Raw genomic sequence first — 22,407 nt, 5'->3', positions numbered from 1 at the left:
TGATTTAATTTAATTAACGTAATTTCAAAGTTAATAAACCAATTAAGACGAGCATTAACGAAATAATCCAAAAACGTACAATAACTCGAGGTTCTGGCCACCCTTTTAATTCATAATGATGATGAATTGGAGCCATTCTAAAAATTCGTTTGCCACGCAATTTAAATGAACCTACTTGTAAAATGACAGATAGGGTTTCAATAACAAATATTCCCCCCATAATGAGTAATAAAAATTCTTGGCGTAAAAGTACGGCGATAATTCCAAGTACTCCACCTAAAGCCAATGAACCGACATCACCCATAAATACCATAGCGGGATAAGTGTTAAACCATAAAAAACCAAGCCCTGCACCAATGATAGCAGTACAGACAATCATTAATTCACCACTAAATTTGATATAAGGTATATGCAAATATTCTGCAATAATTGTATTCCCTGTCGCCCACGATACCAGCGCTAAGCCCGCTGCCACAAATACCGTTGGCATAATTGCAAGTCCATCAAGTCCATCCGTTAAATTAACAGCATTACCTGACCCAACAATCACAACATAAGTGAGTAAAATAAATACTAATCCCAACTGAGGCATGACATCTTTAAAAAAAGGGACAACCAACACGGTTACTGAGCTATCTTTTCCATATACATAAAGGCCAAAGGCAACAATAAATGCAATAACAGATTGCCAAAAATATTTCCATCTAGCGATAAGACCTGCCGTGTTTTTTCGAATAACTTTTAAGTAGTCATCAGTAAAGCCAATAATGGCATAACCAATCAGGACAAATAACGCCACCCAAACATAAGGATTACGTAAATCTGCCCAAAGAAATACTGATAACGAAATCGACGCAACGATTAGCGTCCCGCCCATTGTTGGCGTTCCTTTTTTGCTTAAATGGGATTCCGGTCCATCATTACGTATTACTTGTCCAATTTGTAATTTTTGTAACCAATCAATGACTTTTTGCCCCATTATTAACGATATCGTTAGCGAGGTTAATAGACCCAAAATAGCTCTTACGGTTAAATAAGAAAATACATTAAAAAAGGTAAAATATTTCACTAAATATTCTGATATCCAAACCAACATAATTTTAATCCTAATTTATTTTTTGTTGTTTAATTAGTTCTATAACGTCTTCCATTTTAGCACTGCGAGAACCTTTAACTAGCATGGTTAAGGTTGGATACTGACGCAATAACGTTATAAGGTAATCTGCTGCATCTTGTTTATTATAAAAATGATGACCGACTTCACTTGCTTGGCTAATGAATTGGCTCAATTTACCGACACTGACAACACAATCAAGTTTTTGTTGTTTAGCTAATGTGCCAATTTGTTGATGATATTTTTGAGCGTCTTGCCCTAATTCACCCATATCGCCAACGACGAAAACTTTATAGCCCGATTGTTTTGCCAGAACATTAATTGCAGCAGACATTGAACCCACATTGGCGTTATAAGTGTCATCCAAAATTAATTGATTTTGGTTTAATTTAATCGGGAAAAGCCTTCCTTTAACTGACTTTAATGTTGATAATCCTTGTTGAATGCAATCTAAGCTTGCTCCGACAGAAATCGCTAAAGCTGAAGCTGCAATTGCATTTGAAACATTGTGTAACCCTATTAATGGTAATTGGATTTCGCATTCACCAAACGGTGTATGTAATTTAAATGTGGTCACATCTGCCATTTTAATATGACTTACATAGAAATTGGCTAATGGATTCTCTAATGAAAAAGTCCAAACAGCTTTATCTGTTAATTGATCAAACCATTTATCTGAACAGCTATCTAAATTGATGATAGCAATACCATCTTTAGTCAATCCTTCAAAAATCTCACCTTTCGCTGTAGCGACACCTTCAAGTGAACCAAAACCTTCAATATGCGCTTCTGCAATATTATTAATTAATGCTGTTTGTGGATGAACTAACTGAGTTGTATAAGCAATTTCACCAATATGATTAGCACCTAGTTCTATCACAGCAAATTGATCATCTTTTGTTAATCTCAATAGTGTTAATGGTACGCCAATGTCATTATTGTAATTACCTTGAGTATAAAGCGTTGTTCCACAATTTTGTAGAATGGCTGCCGTCATTTCTTTAACTGACGTTTTACCCGATGAGCCGGTCAAGGCAACAATTTTAGCGGAACTTTGTTGACGAATAAAACCGGCAATTTGCCCCAACGCTTGACGTGTGTCTTTAACCACTATTTGTGGAATAGAATTATCCTCAATTGGGTGATTTACGATTACGGCAACGGCACCATCTTTAATTGCTTGTTCGGCAAAATGATGACCATCAAAATTCTCACCAACAAGTGCAATAAAAAGCGATTGTTTTGTAATTTTACGTGTATCAGTACTAATAACATCAATCGTAAAATTACCGTCATGAATATTTAATAATTCACCGTCTACAATTGTTCTGATTTGCTTAATATTTAATGGAATCATGATTGATTCTCTACCCCTAAAAGCTGTTTCACTGTTTCTTGGTCTGAATAGTGATGTTTCGTGTGACCCACGATTTGGTAATCTTCATGACCTTTACCCGCAATTAATATCACATCATTTGGTTTAGCTTCTGAAAGTGCTTTTTTGATTGCTTGTACTCTGTCAGTAATAATCTGAACATTTGAATTATTGATGATACCTTGCTGAATATCATCAATAATTTTTGTTTCATCTTCTGTTCGTGGGTTATCATTCGTCAAAATAATTTTGTCAGCATATTGCGCAGCGATTTCTCCCATTAAAGGTCTTTTGCCTACATCTCTATCACCACCGCAACCAAAAATAACCCATAATGCACCCTTACAGTGAATACGACTTGCTTGGAGTGCTTTTTGTAAAGCATCTGGCGTGTGAGCATAATCCACAATAAATGTCGGGCTATTATTGGCATGTAAAACCTCCATTCGCCCACAAATAGGTTTGAGAAATGAAGCCATATTCACAACAGCGAAAAATGGGAAATCAAGCGTTAATAGCGTCGCTACACATAATAATAAATTTGAGACATTAAACTCACCCAGTAAACGACTGTGTATAATGGTATCGCCCCAACTAGAATGCATATGAATTTTGGCACCCTTATCATGATATTCAATCATCGACACACCAACATAAGGTATATTTAAGTTTTTTAATTTACTTAACGATTTGGGTTGACACGATACGGCTGTTACCTGAGAAAGCTTTTCAATCCAACGTTTCCCATAATTATCATCATAATTAATAATTGCTTTGCCTGCACTTTCGACTTGTCTTTCTTTATTATTAGGCGTAAATAACGACCATTTTGACTTAGCGTATTTACCCATTGTTTTGTGATAATCAAGATGATCTCGACTTAAATTAGTAAAAACTGTTGCAGCAAACGTAACACCTTTGACACGATTCATCACTAAACCATGCGAAGAAATTTCCATGGAAACCACTTTGACATGTTTTTTAACAAAATCGGCTAAATATGTTTGAATTTCAACGGATGAAGCCGTTGTATTGTTTGACGGTTGAAGATGATTATAGATCCCATTTCCAATCGTTCCTAAAAGTGCAACTTTCTGATTTAACAGATTAACGCATTGGGCAATAAGCTGAGTGACTGTCGTTTTACCATTAGTACCTGTCACACCAATAACAGATAATTTTTTAGAAGGTGAATGGTAAAAATGATCGGCAATGCTAGAAAGTTTTTTAGATAGTTGAAAAACTTTAACCTGAGGAATATTTCTTTTTCCATGCTTGATATAATTGATACGTAAATCATCAGATTTTCTATTTGTTTCAATTAATATAGTCACCGCACCAGCTTCTAAAGCTTGAGGAATGAATGAGTTACCATCAACGACATTTCCCTTGATAGCGACAAACACATCATTTTTATTGACCATACGGCTATCAATACATATATGATTGAGCGAAAAATCTTTGATCGCTTGATCTTTGTTTCCACCTAATAAACTAAATAAAGTTTTAAATGTGCATGTAGCCATTAATACCACCTATCAATAAATAATCATTTGGCCATCAACTTGGCGATCTGGTTTGACATTCATAGTTCTTAAAACTCCCCCCATAATTCGGCTGAAAACAGGTGCTGATACAGAGCCACCGTAATACTGACCCGCTTTAGGATTATCAATCACAACAACCAGAGAATATTTTGGTGCTGTTGCTGGCGCAATGCCTGCTGTATAGGCTAAATATTGATTAACATAGCGCCCACCAGATAATTTTTTTGCCGTACCAGTTTTAACAGCAACACTATAGCCTGGTACAGAAGCTTTTGTACCACCACCAGTGACAGCAACAGCTTCCATTAATTGGACAACCGTTTTAGCAATTTTTTCGGGTACAACTCGTTCACCTTGCACTGGTTCAGTGACTTTTAATATCGAAACAGGTCGATAAATCCCATAATTCCCGATAGTTGCGTACGCTCTTGCTAATTGTAATGGCGTGACACTTAAACCATAACCAAAAGAAAAGGTAGCTCGTTCAATATCCGCCCATTTTCGCGCTCTATCTGCTGCAATTGAACCACTGACTTCACCGCCTAAACCCAGTGATGTGGGTTGTCCCAACCCGAAACGACTATAATATTCAACTAGTTCGGCGGGTTGCATTTGTAATGCGAGTTTACTGACACCAACATTACTTGATTTTTCTAAAATTCCTGCCAAATTCAGGGATTTTTGATATGACACATCTTTGATTTCATAGCGATTGACATAAAAAGGTCTGGTATCAACTATCGTATTAAGATCTGCAATCTTTTTTTCTAAAGCGGCCATTACAACCAGCGGTTTTACGGTCGAACCCGGTTCAAATGCATCAGTAACCGCACGATTTCGCAATGAATTATAATTAATTGATGATCGATTATTTGGGTTATACGATGGACTTGTTGCCATCGCTAAAATCTCCCCTGTATGAACATCAACTAAGACCGCAGTACCACTGTCAGCTTTGTTAAACTCAACAGCCTGACTAAGCTCGCTGTAAACCAAAGACTGTAAGCGTTCATCAATACTCAATACTAGATCCGATGCCTTTTCACTCTCAGTGCGCTCTAATTCCTCAATGACGCGTCCAAATCTATCTCGTCTTATTATTCGTTGACCCGATTCACCGGTTAACCATTTGTTATAACTTTTTTCAATCCCTTCTGAGCCTTTCTCATTACGGTTTTCATCGGTATCCGTTAAACCGATTAATTGGGCAATACTTTCAGCTGCCGGGTAAAAACGCTTCGAGGTCTTAGCAAATGCAACTCCCGGTAACTTTAACTTTTTCAAATAATCCGATATTGTTGGCGTAACTTGTCTGGATAAATAAACAAATCGCATCGATGGATTACTTAATTTTTGCTCCAGTATGGCTATTGGTATATTTAATGCTTTTGCTAATCCTTGCCATCTTGCATCATTCGTATTCACGCCACCTTTTTGAATAACTAATTTTGGATCAGCCCAAACATCATACATCGGTACACTCACGGCCAATGCTCGCCCGTTACGATCAGTTATCATAGCCCTTGGTGCATCCATATCCTGACGACGTAAAGAACGTTTATTACCTTCAGCAATCAGTTTATCAGGATGAATGATTTGTAAAATTGCCATTTGAATAATAAGCGCAATAATGGCAGCAATAATTAAACTGTAGACAACATAAAATCGCCCGGGTGCAAAAAACTGCTTTTTACTATTCAATTTATTAGTTTTAACCGCTTTCTTGTTTTTAGTGAGAATTTTCATTATTTACTCTTTATCACTATCACGGTTTCATTTTCAGGAGTCACGTAAGACATCCCTAGTTGATTTTTAGCTTTAGCTTCTACGCGTTTTGGATCGGCAAGTACATTTTCTTCGATAACTAAATTACGCCATTCACTTTCTAATACATCTTGCTCTAACAAAAGTTGCTCACGTTCAAATAACTGCTTGCGAACTTGTTGCGTTGTAATTAACACTGCACCAGCTGATACGACAATCAGTAACAATAGAAATAAGGACATTTTTTGATGACCAAATAAATCACCAATAATTAAGCCAAACAAGCTTTTATTCGGTTTTCTTTGACTATCTACTTCAACGTAGATATTGTCTTGATAACTTTCACTGTTTGGGTTAGTGTTCATTTTTCTTTTCTGCTATCCTCAGTATTGCGCTTCGAGCACGTGGATTATGATCAATTTCATTAGGACTTGGTTTAACTTTTCCAAGTGACTTTAATTTAGCGCTGCCATATTGTTTTATTTGTTGCTCTGTTAGTGGCAATCCCGCTGGTAAAACAGGACCTTTACTTTGTTTATTTATAAACTGTTTCACAATTCTATCTTCTAAAGAATGAAAGCTAATCACAGCAAGTCTTCCTTCATTCGCAAGAATTGACAGACTATTATTTAACGCATGTTCTACTTCTTCTAATTCGCTATTAATATAGATACGAATTGCCTGAAAGCTACGTGTTGCAGGATGTTTATTTTTATCTTTTCTTGGTGTCGCTTTTTCAATGATATTCGCCAATTCCAATGTTCGGGTTATAGGCGAAAGTTTATTCTGTTCAACAATTGCTTTTGCTATTCGTTTCGCAAATTTTTCTTCGCCAAAAGTTTTTAACACCCAAGCTATATCATCTTCATCACTTTTAAGTAACCATTCACTTGCGGTTAAACCCTGATGAATATTCATACGCATATCGAGAGGGCCATCACGCATAAAAGAAAAACCCCGTTCAGGGTCATCCAGTTGTGGCGAAGATACCCCCAAATCTAATAAAAAACCATCTATCTGACCTAATAGACTTAAATTATCAATGTATTGATATACATTGGAAAATTCTCCTCGAATAAAAGTAAATCTAGGGTCAACAATTTTTTTTGCTGCTAATTCAGCTCGTTCATCACGGTCAATAGCGATTAATCTACCTTGTTCGCTAAGTTGTTCAAGTATGAGACGTGAATGTCCACCTCGTCCAAAGGTCCCATCAACATAGATGCCATCTTTTTTAATATTTAGTGCGTCTATCGCTTCGTTCAATAAAACTGTAGTATGTTGATAATCCATCAATTTTTACTCATATTAAATTGTTAAACTTTTCAAATTACTGGATAAGTTTTCCATATCGGTTGGCAAAGAGGCAATGTCCTCACCAATTTGTTGATACCATATTCCTTCATCCCAGATTTCAAATTTATTGGATTGTCCAACAAACATTGTCAGTTTTTCTAGCTTAGCGTAGGTACGTAACGTTTGTGGTAATAATATTCGACCGGAATTATCCATTGAACACTCGGTTGCATAACCTAATAATAGGCGTTTGATCCTTCGTTCCGCTTCGACAATAGAGGATAAAGTCGAAAGTTGTTGTTCAATCATTTTCCACTCAGTCATCGAATAAAGGGCAAGACAAGGATGATATAAACCAATTGTGCATACCATGCCTTCAGACAATAATTCCCGATAGCGAGTGGGGATAGCCATTCGCCCTTTACTATCGATATTGACTGAAATTGCACCACTAAACATTCAAGCGCCCTTATTCATGAAAATTTTGCTAATTTTTATTTGTTATAAATCAAAATATTAAATAATTTGTACTTTATTACCACTTTATCCCACTTTTTACCACAAAAATTTACAAAATAATAGATATTTAATTAATTAATTTTTTAATAATTGCAGTTGGATTTTTTCATTAGCGTGTTGCGAATTAACTATCGGTTTTATATTAAGTTAATTAAAAAAAGGTCATCACTCTGTAAAATTTAAGATTATTTGAATGTTCAACTAAACTTATCTTTGCTAACCAAGATTATTAACATGTATAAAATGTAAACATTGCAGATATTAAGAAAGGTAAAACAGTATTGATGACAATAAACAGATAACAACTTTGATAAAAAAATTAAATTCACAGCAGCTAGTTGTGTATTAATTTCATTAAAATCAAAGTAATATTAAAGATAGATATTTGCCAACCTGTTGGTTGGCAAACAAAATTTAATTAGCGAGGAGCCCAAAATCCTATCACATTAACGTTGTCTTGCTGTATAACTGCCCTTATTGGCATCTGGTTAAAATCGGTACCTTGTTCAGCTTGTTCTAACACATTAATTTTACTTTCACCGACTAAATGTAAGTAAATATTTTTACTACTTAATATGATAGGCAGTGTTAGAGTGATACGGTCAAGTGGTGCCGTTAAAGGAGTCATACCAATCACTTTTCGATTTGAGTGCATATCCAAGCCCAATTTTAAATTATCAGCTCCCGGAAACAGCGAGGCAGTATGACCATCTTCACCCATTCCCAAAATCAAAACATCAAAAGGCATCGGTACTTTATCTAAAAGCTGTTCTGTAACTTCAGCACCATCAAACGGATTATCACAACTATTTTTTAAACCAACAAAATTAGCAAGTTTTGCTTTATTTTGTAATAAATAAGTCATGACTAATTTTTCATTACTGGCATCATCCGTATCATCGACCCATCTATCATCAACCAAAGTGATATAAACGCGATTCCATGCTAAGTCTTGTTGACTAAGCAAAGTAAATAAAGGAATAGGCGTTTTACCACCCGAAACCGCAATAGATGCATGACCTTTTTGTTCAATAGCCTGCTTAAGATCATTCACTATACGAGCAGTAAGTTCTTCATTTAAAACCTGACTATTTGCATATCTATTAAGTGTAAACATATTGATGTTCCTTTATTCAAATTCGTGCCAAGAATGCCCATCTTTTGTAATTAAAGCAACAGAAGCAACCGGTCCCCAAGTACCAGCTTGGTAAGTTTTCGGCGGCTCTTTTTCCGAATTCCAAGCATTAATAATAGAGTCTACCCATTTCCAAGCCGCTTCTACTTCATCACGATGAACAAACAATGCTTGGCGACCTCGCATTACTTCAAGCAATAGTCGTTCATAAGCATCGGCACTATGCTGTTGAAAAGCCTCATTAAAGCTTAAATCAAGTTTAGTCGTTTGTAAATTATGTGTGCTATCTAAACCCGGTACTTTATTCAAAATTTCAATGTCCAAGCCTTCATCAGGTTGCAAGCGAATGGTTAATTTATTTTGTGGTAATGCAGGATAAGATTCACTAAATATATTCAAAGGCAATGATTTAAAATAAACCACGACTTCCGCACATTTGCTCGCTAAGCGTTTTCCTGTACGTAAATAGAAAGGCACACCAGCCCAACGCCAATTGTCAATATCAACTCGAATAGCAACAAATGTTTCTGTGCTGCTTTCTTTATTAGCGCCATCTTCTTCTAGATAACCTGGTACGTTTATTCCATTAACAAATCCTGATGTATATTGACCACGAACAACTTTATCATGAAGGTTTGTCTTATCAATAGGTCTTAGCGCATTGAGCACCGCTATTTTTTCATTACGCAAACTTTCATCTTTCAAATTAGCCGGTGGAGACATCGCAATCATTGTCAAAATTTGTAACAAATGATTTTGAACCATATCACGCATTTGACCAGCTTTATCAAAGTAACCCCATCGACCTTCAATGCCAACTTGTTCAGCAACGGTAATTTCGACATGATCGATAGAATTACGGTTCCATAAAGAGGCAAAAACCGGATTAGCAAAACGTAAAGCTAAAAGGTTTAAAACCGATTCTTTTCCTAAATAATGGTCGATACGATAAACCTGCGATTCATCGAAAAATTGTGCAACAGAATCATTAATATCACGAGATGATTGCAAATCCGTACCAAGGGGTTTTTCCATTACAATTCGATTGTGTTTTTGGTTTAATCCAGCGTGCGCTAAACCTTTACAAATTGTACCGAAAGTCCCCGGATGCATTGCAAAATAAAAAATTGCTGTACGATTCTGCTCGAGTTTATTTTTTAAATCGTTGAAACCAGCGATATCATTAACATCTAACTTATGAAAATTAAGACGTTGGCTAAATCGTTGCCAAATATCTTCATCTAATGGTTCTGACATAAATGTTGTAAGTGCTTCTTTAGCCACTTCACTGTAAGCAGATTTATCCCAATCTGCACGACCAACCCCTAATATTTTGGTTTCTTCAGGCAGTTTTCCATACTTTTCTAATTGATATAAAGATGGTAATAATTTACGCCTTGTCAAATCCCCTTTAGCGCCAAAAATGACTAAATTGCAAACTGGGACATCAGACATGGTTTTCTCCTAACTAAAATGATATCAATATGTTTTATTCTATTATGTTGAGTTGTCAGTGTCACCCAGTTAATGCTATAAATCATAACAATAGGCATTTGCCTAATTTAATCTAACACAAAAACAAAAAGGTCACCGTCTGGGTGACCTTTTGTTAGAAGCATTATTGGATGATACACCAATGCGTGAATCTAAACGCGCACAAAGTCCATATGAACTAATTTAGGCTTGAATGGATGACGTTGTACAGCTTGTACTTTTGCTTTAACCGCTTTACCGTCAACTTCAATAGTGAGCACTTCAGAATAAAATTCTGGTTTTTCTTGCATATTGAAAATATGGTTGTGATCAAGCACAACAGATATTGCAGGTTCAGTTCCACCATAAATAATAGCTGGGAATTGACCAGCGTGACGCAGGCGGCGGCTCGCACCCTTACCATGCTCTTTTCTAACTTCTGCTTTTAATGTAAACATGTTTATTTCTCTATGTTATTTAAATAAAAAACCAATTACAGGCGACCCAGTAGTTGGTTATGAAATTGGCGCTTTAAAAAGCTTGAGGATTATAAAGCGTTATGCTTGTAAACGCAAACAATTAATCAATTGGTCAATAGAATAGATTGCGTTTAAACATAACTCGCTATGCAATATTAGACCAATTTAATTTTAAAGCCATATGACGTTTTTTGTGTTGGTGATAATTTAAGTGTTTGATTAATACACGCACTTTCAACACACACCATCTTTTTATATTCTTGGTCATCAAAATCAGCCATCGCTTTAGCTTTATCTGTCCATGGATTCCATGTAACAACATCACTAGCATTAATGTTTGTGAGCTCAATTGTTCGACTAGTATCATTTATGGTTAGGGTGTTTTCAGCATGGGTATAAATACGATCGACTTCTTGATTAAAGGTTAATTGTCCATTAATTGTTGGTTTATTTTCAACAGACAAACGATCTTGATAAGTATCACCTAACCCTTTAACAGTCACATCGTCGATATCACTAATACCCAAATAAGTATGTAATGCACTTGTTGCCTCAAAATCACCTTGACAACTTAATGTAACTTCACAGCTCTTGCCGACATGAATCGTTAACCAAATTTTAAAAGGTTTGGCAAAATAGGATTCAGTTTGTGGATTATTCGTTAATGACAAGATGATATCGACACCATTAGCATCTTCCTTGCATGAGTCTAACGTCCATTCAACAATACGAGCAAAACCGTGTGAAGGATTACCTAATTGCCCAAACCAAGGCCAACAAATGGGTACACCGCCACGAATAGCCGTTCCTTTTTTAAAAAAGGTTTTTTCACTTAACCAAATAACTGGGGACGTTTCGGTTGAAGGTTGCCAAAATAATAAATGCGCACCTTGTAGTGATATCGCTGCCGTGCATGTTTTATGGTTAACCGTTAAAATGGGTAATTCACCAAAATGCGATTGTTTTACTGAAGGGCTTATTGACGCTGCTGACAAACCATTATCCAAAATATCGTTAACAATACTCATACTTTCTCCTACAAAAAATAGTCTAATCGATAATTAATATCGAAAATTAATCGTGATTGTACGCTCTTTACACGAAATTTAAAAATACCAAAATAGTAAAAAAAGCTTTTTTTCATGAATTGAAGTAAAATAGTGCAACATTTATATAACCATTCATCAACCGCTATTAAGTTTCAGGATAGGCAGATGTTTTCATATAAAATTCCACTTAGCTTATATATACATATGCCTTGGTGTGTACAAAAATGTCCTTATTGTGATTTCAATTCTCATACCATCAAAAAAACACCTGATTATCGTGCTTATATTGATCATTTGATTAAAGATTTACAGCAAGATATAGCACTTTGTCCTGAACGCTCGATCCATTCGATTTTTATCGGCGGTGGTACGCCAAGTTTATTTTCAGCCGAATTGATTGATCATCTGTTAACCAAAATTAATGAACTAATTCCAATTGAAAAACAGGCCGAAATCACCATCGAAGCTAATCCAAATTCTGTTGATGCAGAAAGATTTACAGGCTATCAACAAGCAGGAATAAATCGTATTTCAATTGGAGTTCAAAGTTTTCAAACTGATAAACTCATCAGATTAGGACGCGTTCACAATCCCCAAGAAGCAATCAATGCCGGGAAATTAGCACATAAACTAAAATTGGACAGTTTTAATTTAGATCTAATGCATGGACTTCCCAATCAAAGTTTAGATGATGCCTTGTTTGATCTTAAACAAGCCATAGCCATTAATCCTCCCCATTTATCTTGGTATCAATTAACCATTGAGCCTAATACACTTTTTGGATCTAAACCACCTGTCCTTCCTGATGATGATAAACTTTGGGAAATTTATCAAGTTGGACACCAATTGTTAACTCAACATGGTTATCAGCAATATGAAACGTCGGCTTATGCAAAACCGGAATTGAAATGCCAGCATAATTTAAATTATTGGCGATTTGGTGACTATTTAGGGATTGGATGTGGTGCACATGGTAAAATAACCCAACCTAATGGGGACATTATTCGTACCGTAAAAACACGTCATCCCAAAGGGTATCTTGAAGGGCGTTATATCAAAAAATCTTATACCGTACCAAAGGAAGATCTTGCATTCGAATTTTTTATGAATCGTTTTAGATTATTTGAAGCAACACCTAAAATTGAATTTGAGCAACGGACTTTTTTACCTTTACAAACAATTGACAGGCAAATTAATTTAGCAATTGAAAAAAATTACCTTACTGAGGATAAAGAATATTGGAAAATAACTGAACAAGGAAAATTATTTTTAAATTCTTTACTTGAGATTTTTTTATAACTATTTATTTGATTTATAATAATTATTTTTAATTTTACGCAAATTTAACATTATAAATACAAACATTTTAGAAAAAAATTTACATCGAGTTACATACATTTACTAAAAAATAGTGCATAATATATCCGACAATGTATTTATTTCATTGTTTTCCTATTCCTTATGTTTTCCCAATAACCTAGTTATTGGGACTTTTTTTATCTGCCACCCGCATTAAAAAAGTTTACGATATTTAATTAACTTTGGAATTAAAAATAAATCTTTCTAATTCTGTTAAGGTAGAGGTGCCTTCCATTGGACCTTTTTGTGAAACGGCTAATGCACCACTTGCATTTGCATATTGCAAAGCTTTTTCAACACTAAATCCCGCAAGCATTAAACTGACAAATGTTGCTGCAAAACAATCTCCTGCGCCTGTTGGATCGATTGATTGCGTTGTAAAACTATCGACATGAATCTTTTTAATCGTATTTTGTTCATCATAACCATAATAAGTTGACCCCTTCGCTCCACATTTCACAACAATATGTTTGATCCCTTTTTGAAGCAATTTTATTATAGTTTCTTGTTCGTTTTCATTATTATGGTCGGCAAAATAATTCACTTCACTTTCACTAGGTAAAAAGATATCAGTATATTCCATGATATAACCAAAAGATTGCTCCATCTCTTGAATATTAAACATTTCTTTGCGTAAATTTGGGTCGAAAGAAATAGTTCCTCCTTTTCGTTTGATGATATCTAATGCTTTGCGCACTGCATCAATTGCTCGAAACGAATACAACGATGAGCCCATAACATGTAAATGAGTACAATCTTTCAACAAGTTTTCGTTGATATGGTTGAATGAAAGAAGACCGCAGGCACTATTAGGAATATTGAAAATAAAATCTCTTTCATTAGAATTGCGGTATGATACGAAGGCGCTACCCGTATTAGCTTTATTATGAAAAGTGATGCCATCCGTAATGACACCATCTTGTTTAAGCCGATTAACACACATTTTGCCAAAGGTATCTTTACCAACACAGCTAAAAAACACGACCGGAAACCCTAACTTTGCCACTTGGTCAGCAAATATAGCTGGCGCACCACTCGGAAAAGGGCCTAGAAATTCGCCTGTTTGATCAAAACGCTGATTTTGTTCCTTTGCTAAAAATTCAACTAGTAGCTCCCCGATAGAACAAATCTTAAAATTCACATTATGCTCCTAATTCATTTTGGTAAATGACACTAAATTTATTTGCGGCAAATTGTTTGAAACTAGAATCTAATAATTGCTGATGATATTCGGTTACAGCCGGTCGGGATAAGATCATCACATCCATATTTTTTAGCTTTCCAATGCTATGATCATCATTATAAACAACACGCTGAGGTAAAATACCAATGATGTGATGAGCTTTTTTGATTAATTGTTGATATATACTGATTTGCTCAGTATCTTCAATTATTATTTGGTTATCATGATTAATGGCGGTTAATTCAACAATAAAATGTGAAATCGAATAATCATCTAAAATTGAATCGCTGATATCATTATGCAAAATATTATTTTTTAATAATACACCACCAGTAAGCACAATATTAGCATCGGTGAACTCTTTCGCTAATTGTGCATTATTAATATCATTCATGATTAATTTTAATGATTTTTTAACATGCAAATAGGGAATAAGCTTTCTTGTAAGTCTGCCATGACTTAAAAAAATGGTATCGCCATCATTAATATAATTTAAGCAATTCTTCACTAAATCAATATCATAAATATCATCAACAAGTAATGAATTATTCGCCGCTACAATATGCGTTTTATTATTTGTACCTTCTGGTGACAAATAAATTGCCCCACCAAAAGAACGCTTTAAATATCCTTGTTGTTCTAAATAGGTTAAATCTTGACGAATAGTAACAGTTGAAACTTGAAGCATGTATGATAACTCTTCAACTTTGATTTCACCTTTTTTTCTTACTATTTCCGCAATATCCAATCTACGTTTCAAAAGGGCTGAAGACACTTTAGCCAATTTTAATGTCCTGTATTACATAAAACGAATTAAGATTAATGATAATAGAATTTATCATACAAGTGGTCAACAATAATTAATAAGTTATGTTTTATCGAAGATACCACATCTTAACATTATCAAAATCACAGGGTTACATGTTAACCATTTAAATTTATCTTTATCAATTTAAATTACTTTTACTGTTGAATAAATGTTCAGTTTTGTGATCCAACTCACGGTAATGACACTGGCATAACTTTCGTTTTGCAATCATAATTTAATAAAAATACTTTCATTTTAAAATTTAGTTCTGGTTGCAAATCAATTTAAGGGGTTGTCATATGTCGATCATTTCAAGTCATAATATGTTAAAAAAAGCACAGCATGAACATTATGCCGTTCCAGCTTTTAACATACATAATTTAGAAACCATGCAAGTTATTGTTGAAACGGTTGCCGAATTACAGTCCCCTGTAATATTAGCCGGTACGCCTGGTACATACTGTTATGCCGGTAGAGAAAATATTATTGCCATTGCCGAAGCGCTATCTAAAAAACACAAAGTACCGTTAGCCATCCATCTCGATCATCATGAAGAATATGATGATATCGTTGAAAAAATTAATTCAGGAATACGCTCAGTCATGATTGATGGCTCTCATTTCTCTTTTGAAGAAAATATTGCGTTAGTAAAACGCGTTGTTGATTATGCTCACCGCTATGATGTGAGTGTTGAAGCTGAATTAGGTAGGCTTGGTGGCGTTGAAGATGATCTTGTGGTGGATGCTAAAGATGCTTTATATACCAATCCTAAACAAGCAGTTGAATTTATTGAACGAACAGGAATTGATTCACTTGCCATTGCAATTGGGACTGCTCACGGTCTGTATAAATCCGAACCTAAATTAGATTTTGATCGACTTTCTGAAATTCGTTCTATGGTTGATATCCCACTGGTATTACATGGCGCTTCAGGTGTTCCAGACAAAGATGTTCGTGAATGCATTCAACGTGGTATTTGCAAAGTCAATGTTGCAACGGAACTCAAAATCGCCTTTTCTGATGCACTAAAACACTATTTTATCGAAAATCCAAATGCCAATGATCCTCGACATTACATGAAACCAGCAAAAGCAGCAATGAAAGAAGTGGTTAAAAAAATCATTACAACATGTGGATGTGCCGGTAAACTCTAAGAGGTCAATCCTATGATCTATACTTTAACACTTAATACGGCAATTGATATGAATATCCGTTGCCAAGGTCTTAATCCCAATGCAGTGAATCGTACTTCACATACAGAATATAGTCCCAATGGTAAAGCTGTTAACGTTTCAATTGTTTTGAAAAAATTTAATAAATCGACATGTGCATTGGGCTTTTTTGGTGGATTTTCAGGAAAATATATTATTGATGAACTCACCAAAATGCAGATTGAAATCAAACCTTGTTTTATCGATGATATCACTCGCATTAACGTTTTTATTAATGATGGACAAAATGAATATAAGTTAGTGGGGAAAGGGCCTTTTGTGCCAGATAAAAAGAAAGCTGAAATGCTAAACATCATTGATTCTCTTGATCACAATAGCTATTTAGTCATCAGTGGTAGCCTACCTAAAAACATCGAGCCTGAATATTATCAATCTGTTTTAGATATATGCCAAACCAAAAATATTCAAGTTATTTTAGATATTAGTCATCCTAAACTCGCTCAATTACTTACTTATAAACCGCTATTAATCAAACCCAATAATGATGAACTGAAAGACATTTTTGGATTAGAAACCCAAACAACGGAACAAATCATTGCATCGTTATCAACGGTACATTCACTTGGTGCTCAAAATATTTTATTAACTATGGGGGAAAAAGGTCTTTACTTTTCAGATGGTCAGCATGTTTGGTTTTGTAATGCCGTACCAATCAATTTGATCAGTTCTGCTTGTGCAGGCGATGCGTCACTTGCTGCATTTCTTAGTGAATGGCTACCAACACAAGAACACGTTGAAAAAGCAATGAAAAAAGCCTCTGCAACAGGGGCTAATGTTGCAGAATCAGATGGATTAGGTCTACTCGATAAAATCAGTACCTATATGGAGAAACTTGTAGTTACCCAAATTAAATAAAGGGGGCATTATGAAGAAGATACTTGCTGTAACAGGCTGCCCAACCGGTATCGCACATACCTATATGGCAGAAGAAGCGCTAAAATCAGCTGCGCAAAAAGCAGGAATTGAAATTAAAGTAGAAACCAATGGTGCAAGTGGTGTTGATAATGCAATTACCGAAGCTGATATGGCAAATGCCATTGGGGTGATTATTGCGGCAGATAAAGATGTTAATCCTGATCGCTTTAATGGTTTACCTGTTATTGAAGTTCCCGTTAAAGAGGGTATACACAAAGCTGTAGCATTAATAGAGCAGATTACTTCAGGGACAGTTCCTATTCGTAAAGGCGTACAGAATAGTGTTAATAATGCGATCTTAAAGCAAGTGGAAGTCAAAGAATCGATTGGACGCCAGCTCTATAAAGACTTAATGAGTGGTGTGTCAAACATGCTGCCTTTCGTTGTCGCTGGTGGTGTACTCATAGCTTTATCATTTTTATGGGGTATTTATTCCGCAGATCCTAATAATGAACAATATAATGAATTTGCAGCAATGCTTAAACAAATCGGTGGAAAAGCATTTGACATTATGGTGCCTATTTTCACCGCTTTTATAGCCAATTCCATTGCAGGTAAGCAAGGGATGGTTGCTGGTTTTGTAGGTGGATTAATGGCTACGGCTACTGGAGCAGGTTTTTTAGGCGGTATTCTCGCTGGATTTGCTGCTGGTTATCTGATGCTGTATCTCAAAAAATGGTTAGATCATCTACCTCGCTCTTTCGAAGGACTGAAATCAATTTTTATTATGCCATTAATCGGTGTATTTGTTATTGGTGCAGGGATGTATTATCTGGGTAAACCCATCGCCATAGCGAATAACACAATGGCTGTATGGCTTGGTTCATTACAACATACTAATCCAATTTTACTCGGTATTGTTATTGGTGCTATGTGTTCCTTTGATTTTGGTGGCCCTATTAATAAAGCAGCTTATGTAACAGGTACTATGTTATTGGGTGAAGGAAATTACTATTTTATGGCTGGGGTTTCAGCTGCTTGCATTGCACCGCCTTTTGTTATCGCCTTCTCGACGACCATTTTCCGTCATAAAGCCTTTACAGAAGAAGAACGTGCTGCAGGTATTGTCAATTATGTTCTCGGTTCCACACATATTACCGAAGGCGCAATTCCATTTGCGGCAAAAGATCCTTTGCGCGTCATTCCAATCATGATGTTATCATCGGCAATTGCATCCGTATTGACATTTCTATGCCAAATTCAAGTGCCTGCTCCACATGGCGGCTTTTTAGTACTGCCACTGGTTAATAAACCATTTTTATGGGTAGCTTGCATTTTTATTGGTGCACTGGTTGGCGCTGTGTTACTGGGTTTACTGCGTATGCATGAGAAAAGAAAATCAAAATCGATAACAATGCGTTAATTAATTAACAATTAGTTAGACATTAAACAATTATTCAGGATAATTTTTAAACAGGAACACCATATGAGTAATTTAACCTTATCAATCAATGATATCTCGATTTTAAATGGTAACTATTCCAAACAAGAAGCCATTAAGTTAGTCGCTGAAAGTATGATAGCATCCAATTTAGTCACCAATGACTATACTCAAGCAATGTATGATAGAGACGCACAAATATCGACTTTTTTAGGTAATGGTATTGCCATTCCTCATGGTACCACCGATAAACGTGATAGCGTATTAAAAACAGGTTTGAAGATTATCTATTTTCCTAAAGGCATTCACTGGGATGAAGATGATAATATTGCTTATGTTGTCGTAGGCATTGCAGCAAAAGCTAATGAGCATCTAAATATACTGCGTCAACTTACTCGAGCGGTGATTGCTGAAAATACCTTAGCACGCATACATGCCGTTCAAACTCCCGAAGAGTTATTGGCTATTTTACAAGGGTAATTAATATTTATCCTCCTATGAGTGTGGATCACCTTAGCTCATAGGAGATAATCACAATCTAGTGGAATTGTGATAACTATTGAGTTCCATAAATTTGCATTTATCAGACTTGCAAATAGTCACTATAACTTGCATCTTTGTAAACATATTTAAATGAATATTGGAAATGAAGACTATTTTCGTTTAAGAATAACTCTCAAATCTTCGTCAATCATTTCAACTGACTCAAAGTGAAATTGTGGTGCGAATGCAAGTTTTTGCAGATTGGGCAATATACACATATTTAACGCATTATGTCCCAATAATTTAGGGGCATAATAGATAACAAGTTCATCCACTAAATCTTGTTCGATTAATGCACCTGCCAGATGAGCACCAGCTTCAACCCAAACCGTATTCATCTGTTTTTCAGCCAATAGCGAAAATAATTTAGATAAATCTATTTGTTTGCAATGCGTTGGTTCAATAATTATTTTGGTATTTGGCTTTTCTATGGGAGTATCGTTTTTTCGTATCACCCATGTTTCACCAGATTGATTAAAAATATTTTCAGTTCCTGTTAACTCATCTTGACTGTCGATAATGACTCGAATTGGTTGTCTGACATCTTCTAATGAATATATTTTTTGTATGTCATCCGGCAATTCATTAAATCTAACCGTTAAACTTGCATTATCTGCTTGTACTGTCGCCCGAGTACTTAAAATACAACTGGCTTGAGCACGAAACTGTTGTACATCTTCTCTTGCCTTGTTTGAGGTTATCCACTTGCTTTCACCCGATGCCATGGCAATTTTTCCGTCTAACGAAGCCGCCAGTTTCAGTTGGACAAAAGGTAAGCCTGTGCGCATGCGTTTTAAAAAACCTTTATTAATCGCTTCTGCTTGGTCAGCTAAAATCCCTAGGGTTACCTCAATACCTGCATCTTGTAAACGTTTAATGCCCTTACCTGCAACATTAGGGTTGGGATCTTGCATGGCGATAACGACACGTTTAACCCCTGATTGAATTAATGCATCTGCACAAGGTGGCGTTCGACCAAAATGACTACAAGGCTCTAAGGTAACATAAGCGGTTGCACCTTTTGCTTGTTGTCCCGCCATTTGTAAGGCATAAACTTCTGCATGGGGTTGACCCGCTTTTTGATGATAACCAGTACCAATAACTTGATTATCTTTAACGATGACACACCCAACATTAGGATTGGGCGTTGCCGTGAAACGACCAAGCTTAGCAAGCTCAATCGCTTGATGCATGTAAACGTGATCTTGATCAGAAATTGTTGTCATATTATTGATTATTTTTGTTGTAATTTAGCAATCTCATTACTAAATTGTTCAATATCATCAAAACTAAAATAGACAGAAGCAAAACGAATATAAGCGATTTTATCTAAATTTTTAAGCTCCTCAATGACATAGTCACCAATTAATTTTGCAGGAACTTCTCGCTCACCCGTTGCTCTCAGTTTAGACTTAATACGTGTAATGGCATCTTCAATAGCATCAAAACTAACAGGACGCTTTTCAAGTGCACGCTTAATGCCATTACGGAGTTTTTCTTCGTTAAATGGTTCACGAACTTTATTGCTTTTGATGACATTAGGCATGATTAATTCAGCAACTTCAAATGTGGTGAAACGTTCATTACACTCCACACATTGACGACGGCGACGGACTTGGTATCCTTCACCAACCAAACGAGAATCAATGACTTTAGTATCTTCAGCATTACAAAACGGACAGTACATAAAACATCTCTATAATGACATAATGTACATTACAATATCTGAAAATGTTAATTTAAACAAGGTTTACCTTAAGAAAGTCAATTTGTTTTTGAAAATTAGCTTGAACACTTAATTACCCAGCCAAATAGACCGTCGCCAATTCAGCGACGGAAAGCGAATTACCAATCTAACTGAATCAAAAAATCACGTAATTTGACAAAATCATCAGGCATATTATGTGAAAGTAACGGCATATCTGCACGCTCAGCTAATGCTTTAGGTAATGGAATGGTTCGCCCCAAAATATCTTCAACCACTTCTTTGAATTTTGCAGGGTGTGCAGTACCTAAAAATAATCCATATTCACCGGTTTGCAGTTGGTCACGAAGCGCACGATAAGCAATAGCGCCATGCGGTTCAGATAAATAACCTTTTTTATCCAGTTCACGAACGGCTTGTTTAGAAACTTCATCGGAAATAGCGGCATGTCCAAGTGTTTTTAAAACCCAACCTTCACGGTGATAAATTTCTTCTATACGTGGCCAGTTATTAGGTTGGCTCACATCCATTGCATTCGATAGCGTGGCAATAGTAGGATGAGGCTCCCATTTACCCGTTTCTAAATAACGAGGAACGGTATCATTAGCATTAGTCGCGGCTATAAAGCGTTTGATCGGTAATCCCATCGTCTTAGCTAATAATCCGGCAGTTAAGTCACCAAAATTACCACTTGGCACCGAAATGACCAACTGTTCTCGTTGCTTTGGCGTGAGCTGGGCATAAGCTTCAAAATAGTAACAAATTTGGGCGAGTAACCGGCTAATATTAATTGAATTTGCTGAATTTAAACCAATTGCTGTCTTTAACTCTTCATCATCAAAGGCTTTTTTAACCAGAGCTTGGCAGGCATCAAAATCACTTTGAATAGCAATAGTATGAATATTATCGCCCAATGTACAAAAGAGTTTTTCTTGTAGCGGGCTAATTTTTCCTTGTGGATATAAAATTACCACCCGAATATTAGGTAGATGATAGAAAGCATGGGCAACCGCAGCACCAGTATCACCTGATGTCGCCGTTAAAATAGTGATTTTATCATCGGCAGCAACTTGAACTAATGCTTGCGCCATAAAGCGCCCACCAAAATCTTTAAAGGCAAGTGTTGGGCCGTGATATAACTCTAAAGTACCAATATCATTTTCAACTGCTTTGACAGGCGCAGGAAATTGAAAGGCATTATTAACTAAACGTTGCATATCTTGATGACTGATTTCATCGCCAATAAATGCGGATAAGATTTTGGCACTTCGCGTGACAAAATCGAGTTTTAATAGCGATTCAATTTCGTTTGCAGAAAATTTTGGCAATTTTTCTGGAAAAAAAAGCCCTTGGTTTCGTCCTAATCCTTGCTTAACAGCCTGAGCAAAGCTAACTTGCTGAGCGTGATCTTTTAAATTATACAATTTCATGATATTTTCCGATAATCTTTATGCTTTAATTGGTTACACTTTTTGACAACCTTTTTAGCGGTTAGTCAGTCATAATTTAGAATAGGTTTAAGTTTACCTA

The 22,407-nt window shown here is 35.8% G+C and carries 21 protein-coding genes; 5 read left to right on the top strand and 16 right to left on the bottom strand.

Annotated elements, in window-relative coordinates:
* Positions 1-13 precede the first annotated feature (13 nt).
* From mraY to ACGH6P_RS00490, 11 genes are all read right to left on the bottom strand, one after another.
* Positions 14-1,096: a phospho-N-acetylmuramoyl-pentapeptide-transferase gene (gene mraY / locus ACGH6P_RS00540; protein ID WP_267352342.1), complete on the bottom strand. Its 1,083-nt coding sequence runs from the start codon at positions 1,094-1,096 to the stop codon at positions 14-16.
* Positions 1,097-1,106: 10 nt separating this feature from the next.
* On the bottom strand, positions 1,107-2,471 hold the full coding sequence (murF, locus tag ACGH6P_RS00535) for a UDP-N-acetylmuramoyl-tripeptide--D-alanyl-D-alanine ligase (protein ID WP_411596473.1): 1,365 nt from the start codon (positions 2,469-2,471) through the stop codon (positions 1,107-1,109).
* Positions 2,468-4,015 (bottom strand): UDP-N-acetylmuramoyl-L-alanyl-D-glutamate--2,6-diaminopimelate ligase, encoded by a 1,548-nt coding sequence (gene murE / locus ACGH6P_RS00530; RefSeq protein ID WP_411596472.1) that lies wholly within the window; start codon positions 4,013-4,015, stop codon positions 2,468-2,470. Before murE ends, murF begins: the two co-directional genes overlap by 4 nt.
* Positions 4,016-4,027: 12 nt before the next feature.
* Positions 4,028-5,782, bottom strand: a complete 1,755-nt coding sequence (gene ftsI, locus ACGH6P_RS00525) for a peptidoglycan glycosyltransferase FtsI (protein ID WP_267361433.1) — start codon at positions 5,780-5,782, stop codon at positions 4,028-4,030.
* Positions 5,782-6,165, bottom strand: a complete 384-nt coding sequence (ftsL, locus tag ACGH6P_RS00520; RefSeq protein WP_267352346.1) for a cell division protein FtsL — start codon at positions 6,163-6,165, stop codon at positions 5,782-5,784. The genes ftsI and ftsL overlap by 1 nt, the downstream gene beginning before the upstream one ends.
* Positions 6,155-7,093, bottom strand: coding sequence for a 16S rRNA (cytosine(1402)-N(4))-methyltransferase RsmH (gene rsmH, locus ACGH6P_RS00515; RefSeq protein ID WP_411596471.1), 939 nt, complete (start codon positions 7,091-7,093; stop codon positions 6,155-6,157). The genes ftsL and rsmH overlap by 11 nt, the downstream gene beginning before the upstream one ends.
* A gap of 15 nt (positions 7,094-7,108) precedes the next feature.
* A complete protein-coding gene (gene mraZ, locus ACGH6P_RS00510; RefSeq protein WP_411596470.1) occupies positions 7,109-7,555 on the bottom strand; it encodes a division/cell wall cluster transcriptional repressor MraZ in 447 nt (148 codons plus the stop codon).
* Between the two features lie 478 nt (positions 7,556-8,033).
* The gene (pgl, locus tag ACGH6P_RS00505) at positions 8,034-8,732 is read right to left on the bottom strand and encodes a 6-phosphogluconolactonase (RefSeq protein WP_267380874.1); all 699 of its coding nucleotides are present in this window, start codon (positions 8,730-8,732) and stop codon (positions 8,034-8,036) included.
* A gap of 12 nt (positions 8,733-8,744) precedes the next feature.
* Positions 8,745-10,205, bottom strand: coding sequence for a glucose-6-phosphate dehydrogenase (zwf, locus tag ACGH6P_RS00500; RefSeq protein WP_267361429.1), 1,461 nt, complete (start codon positions 10,203-10,205; stop codon positions 8,745-8,747).
* Between the two features lie 191 nt (positions 10,206-10,396).
* A complete protein-coding gene (gene rplY, locus ACGH6P_RS00495; protein ID WP_065558900.1) occupies positions 10,397-10,681 on the bottom strand; it encodes a 50S ribosomal protein L25 in 285 nt (94 codons plus the stop codon).
* Between the two features lie 176 nt (positions 10,682-10,857).
* Positions 10,858-11,730, bottom strand: coding sequence for a D-hexose-6-phosphate mutarotase (locus tag ACGH6P_RS00490; protein WP_411596469.1), 873 nt, complete (start codon positions 11,728-11,730; stop codon positions 10,858-10,860).
* Between the two features lie 186 nt (positions 11,731-11,916).
* Here ACGH6P_RS00490 and hemW point away from each other — a divergent pair, with 186 nt between their 5' ends.
* Entirely contained in the window at positions 11,917-13,050 is a 1,134-nt protein-coding gene (hemW, locus tag ACGH6P_RS00485) for a radical SAM family heme chaperone HemW (RefSeq protein ID WP_411596468.1), read from the top strand.
* Between the two features lie 232 nt (positions 13,051-13,282).
* Here the strand turns inward: hemW and ACGH6P_RS00480 are convergent, their stop codons facing one another.
* Together ACGH6P_RS00480 and ACGH6P_RS00475 are read right to left on the bottom strand one after the other, a co-directional pair.
* Entirely contained in the window at positions 13,283-14,251 is a 969-nt protein-coding gene (locus ACGH6P_RS00480) for a sugar kinase (RefSeq protein ID WP_411596467.1), read from the bottom strand.
* Between the two features lies 1 nt (position 14,252).
* A complete protein-coding gene (locus ACGH6P_RS00475) occupies positions 14,253-15,068 on the bottom strand; it encodes a DeoR/GlpR family DNA-binding transcription regulator (protein WP_267352428.1) in 816 nt (271 codons plus the stop codon).
* Between the two features lie 332 nt (positions 15,069-15,400).
* On the opposite strand from ACGH6P_RS00475, the gene ACGH6P_RS00470 reads away from it, so the two are divergent.
* The 4 genes from ACGH6P_RS00470 to ACGH6P_RS00455 all read left to right on the top strand — a co-directional run bounded on the left by ACGH6P_RS00470 (position 15,401) and on the right by ACGH6P_RS00455 (position 19,109).
* A complete protein-coding gene (locus ACGH6P_RS00470; protein WP_267380878.1) occupies positions 15,401-16,255 on the top strand; it encodes a tagatose bisphosphate family class II aldolase in 855 nt (284 codons plus the stop codon).
* A gap of 12 nt (positions 16,256-16,267) precedes the next feature.
* Positions 16,268-17,188 carry a 1-phosphofructokinase family hexose kinase gene (locus ACGH6P_RS00465; RefSeq protein ID WP_411596466.1) on the top strand — a complete coding sequence of 307 codons (921 nt, stop codon included), beginning with the start codon at positions 16,268-16,270 and terminating at the stop codon, positions 17,186-17,188.
* A 10-nt stretch (positions 17,189-17,198) separates the two neighbouring features.
* Positions 17,199-18,611, top strand: a complete 1,413-nt coding sequence (locus ACGH6P_RS00460; RefSeq protein WP_411596465.1) for a PTS fructose transporter subunit IIC — start codon at positions 17,199-17,201, stop codon at positions 18,609-18,611.
* Positions 18,612-18,674: 63 nt separating this feature from the next.
* Positions 18,675-19,109: a PTS sugar transporter subunit IIA gene (locus tag ACGH6P_RS00455; RefSeq protein WP_411596464.1), complete on the top strand. Its 435-nt coding sequence runs from the start codon at positions 18,675-18,677 to the stop codon at positions 19,107-19,109.
* Between the two features lie 173 nt (positions 19,110-19,282).
* Here ACGH6P_RS00455 and ribD read toward each other — a convergent pair whose 3' ends face one another.
* From ribD to thrC, 3 genes are all read right to left on the bottom strand, one after another.
* Positions 19,283-20,398, bottom strand: a complete 1,116-nt coding sequence (gene ribD / locus ACGH6P_RS00450; protein WP_411596463.1) for a bifunctional diaminohydroxyphosphoribosylaminopyrimidine deaminase/5-amino-6-(5-phosphoribosylamino)uracil reductase RibD — start codon at positions 20,396-20,398, stop codon at positions 19,283-19,285.
* Positions 20,399-20,406: 8 nt separating this feature from the next.
* Positions 20,407-20,859, bottom strand: a complete 453-nt coding sequence (nrdR, locus tag ACGH6P_RS00445; protein ID WP_065558910.1) for a transcriptional regulator NrdR — start codon at positions 20,857-20,859, stop codon at positions 20,407-20,409.
* 158 nt (positions 20,860-21,017) lie between these two features.
* Positions 21,018-22,307, bottom strand: a complete 1,290-nt coding sequence (gene thrC, locus ACGH6P_RS00440) for a threonine synthase (protein ID WP_294825957.1) — start codon at positions 22,305-22,307, stop codon at positions 21,018-21,020.
* Positions 22,308-22,407 lie beyond the last annotated feature (100 nt).

Source organism: Gilliamella sp. CG25, from assembly GCF_046635705.1.
In the GTDB taxonomy this organism is placed as follows: Bacteria; Pseudomonadota; Gammaproteobacteria; order Enterobacterales; family Orbaceae; genus Gilliamella; species Gilliamella apicola_I.
The sequence above is the reverse complement of the archived record's forward strand: the minus strand, read 5'-3'. Positions and strand labels throughout refer to the sequence as shown.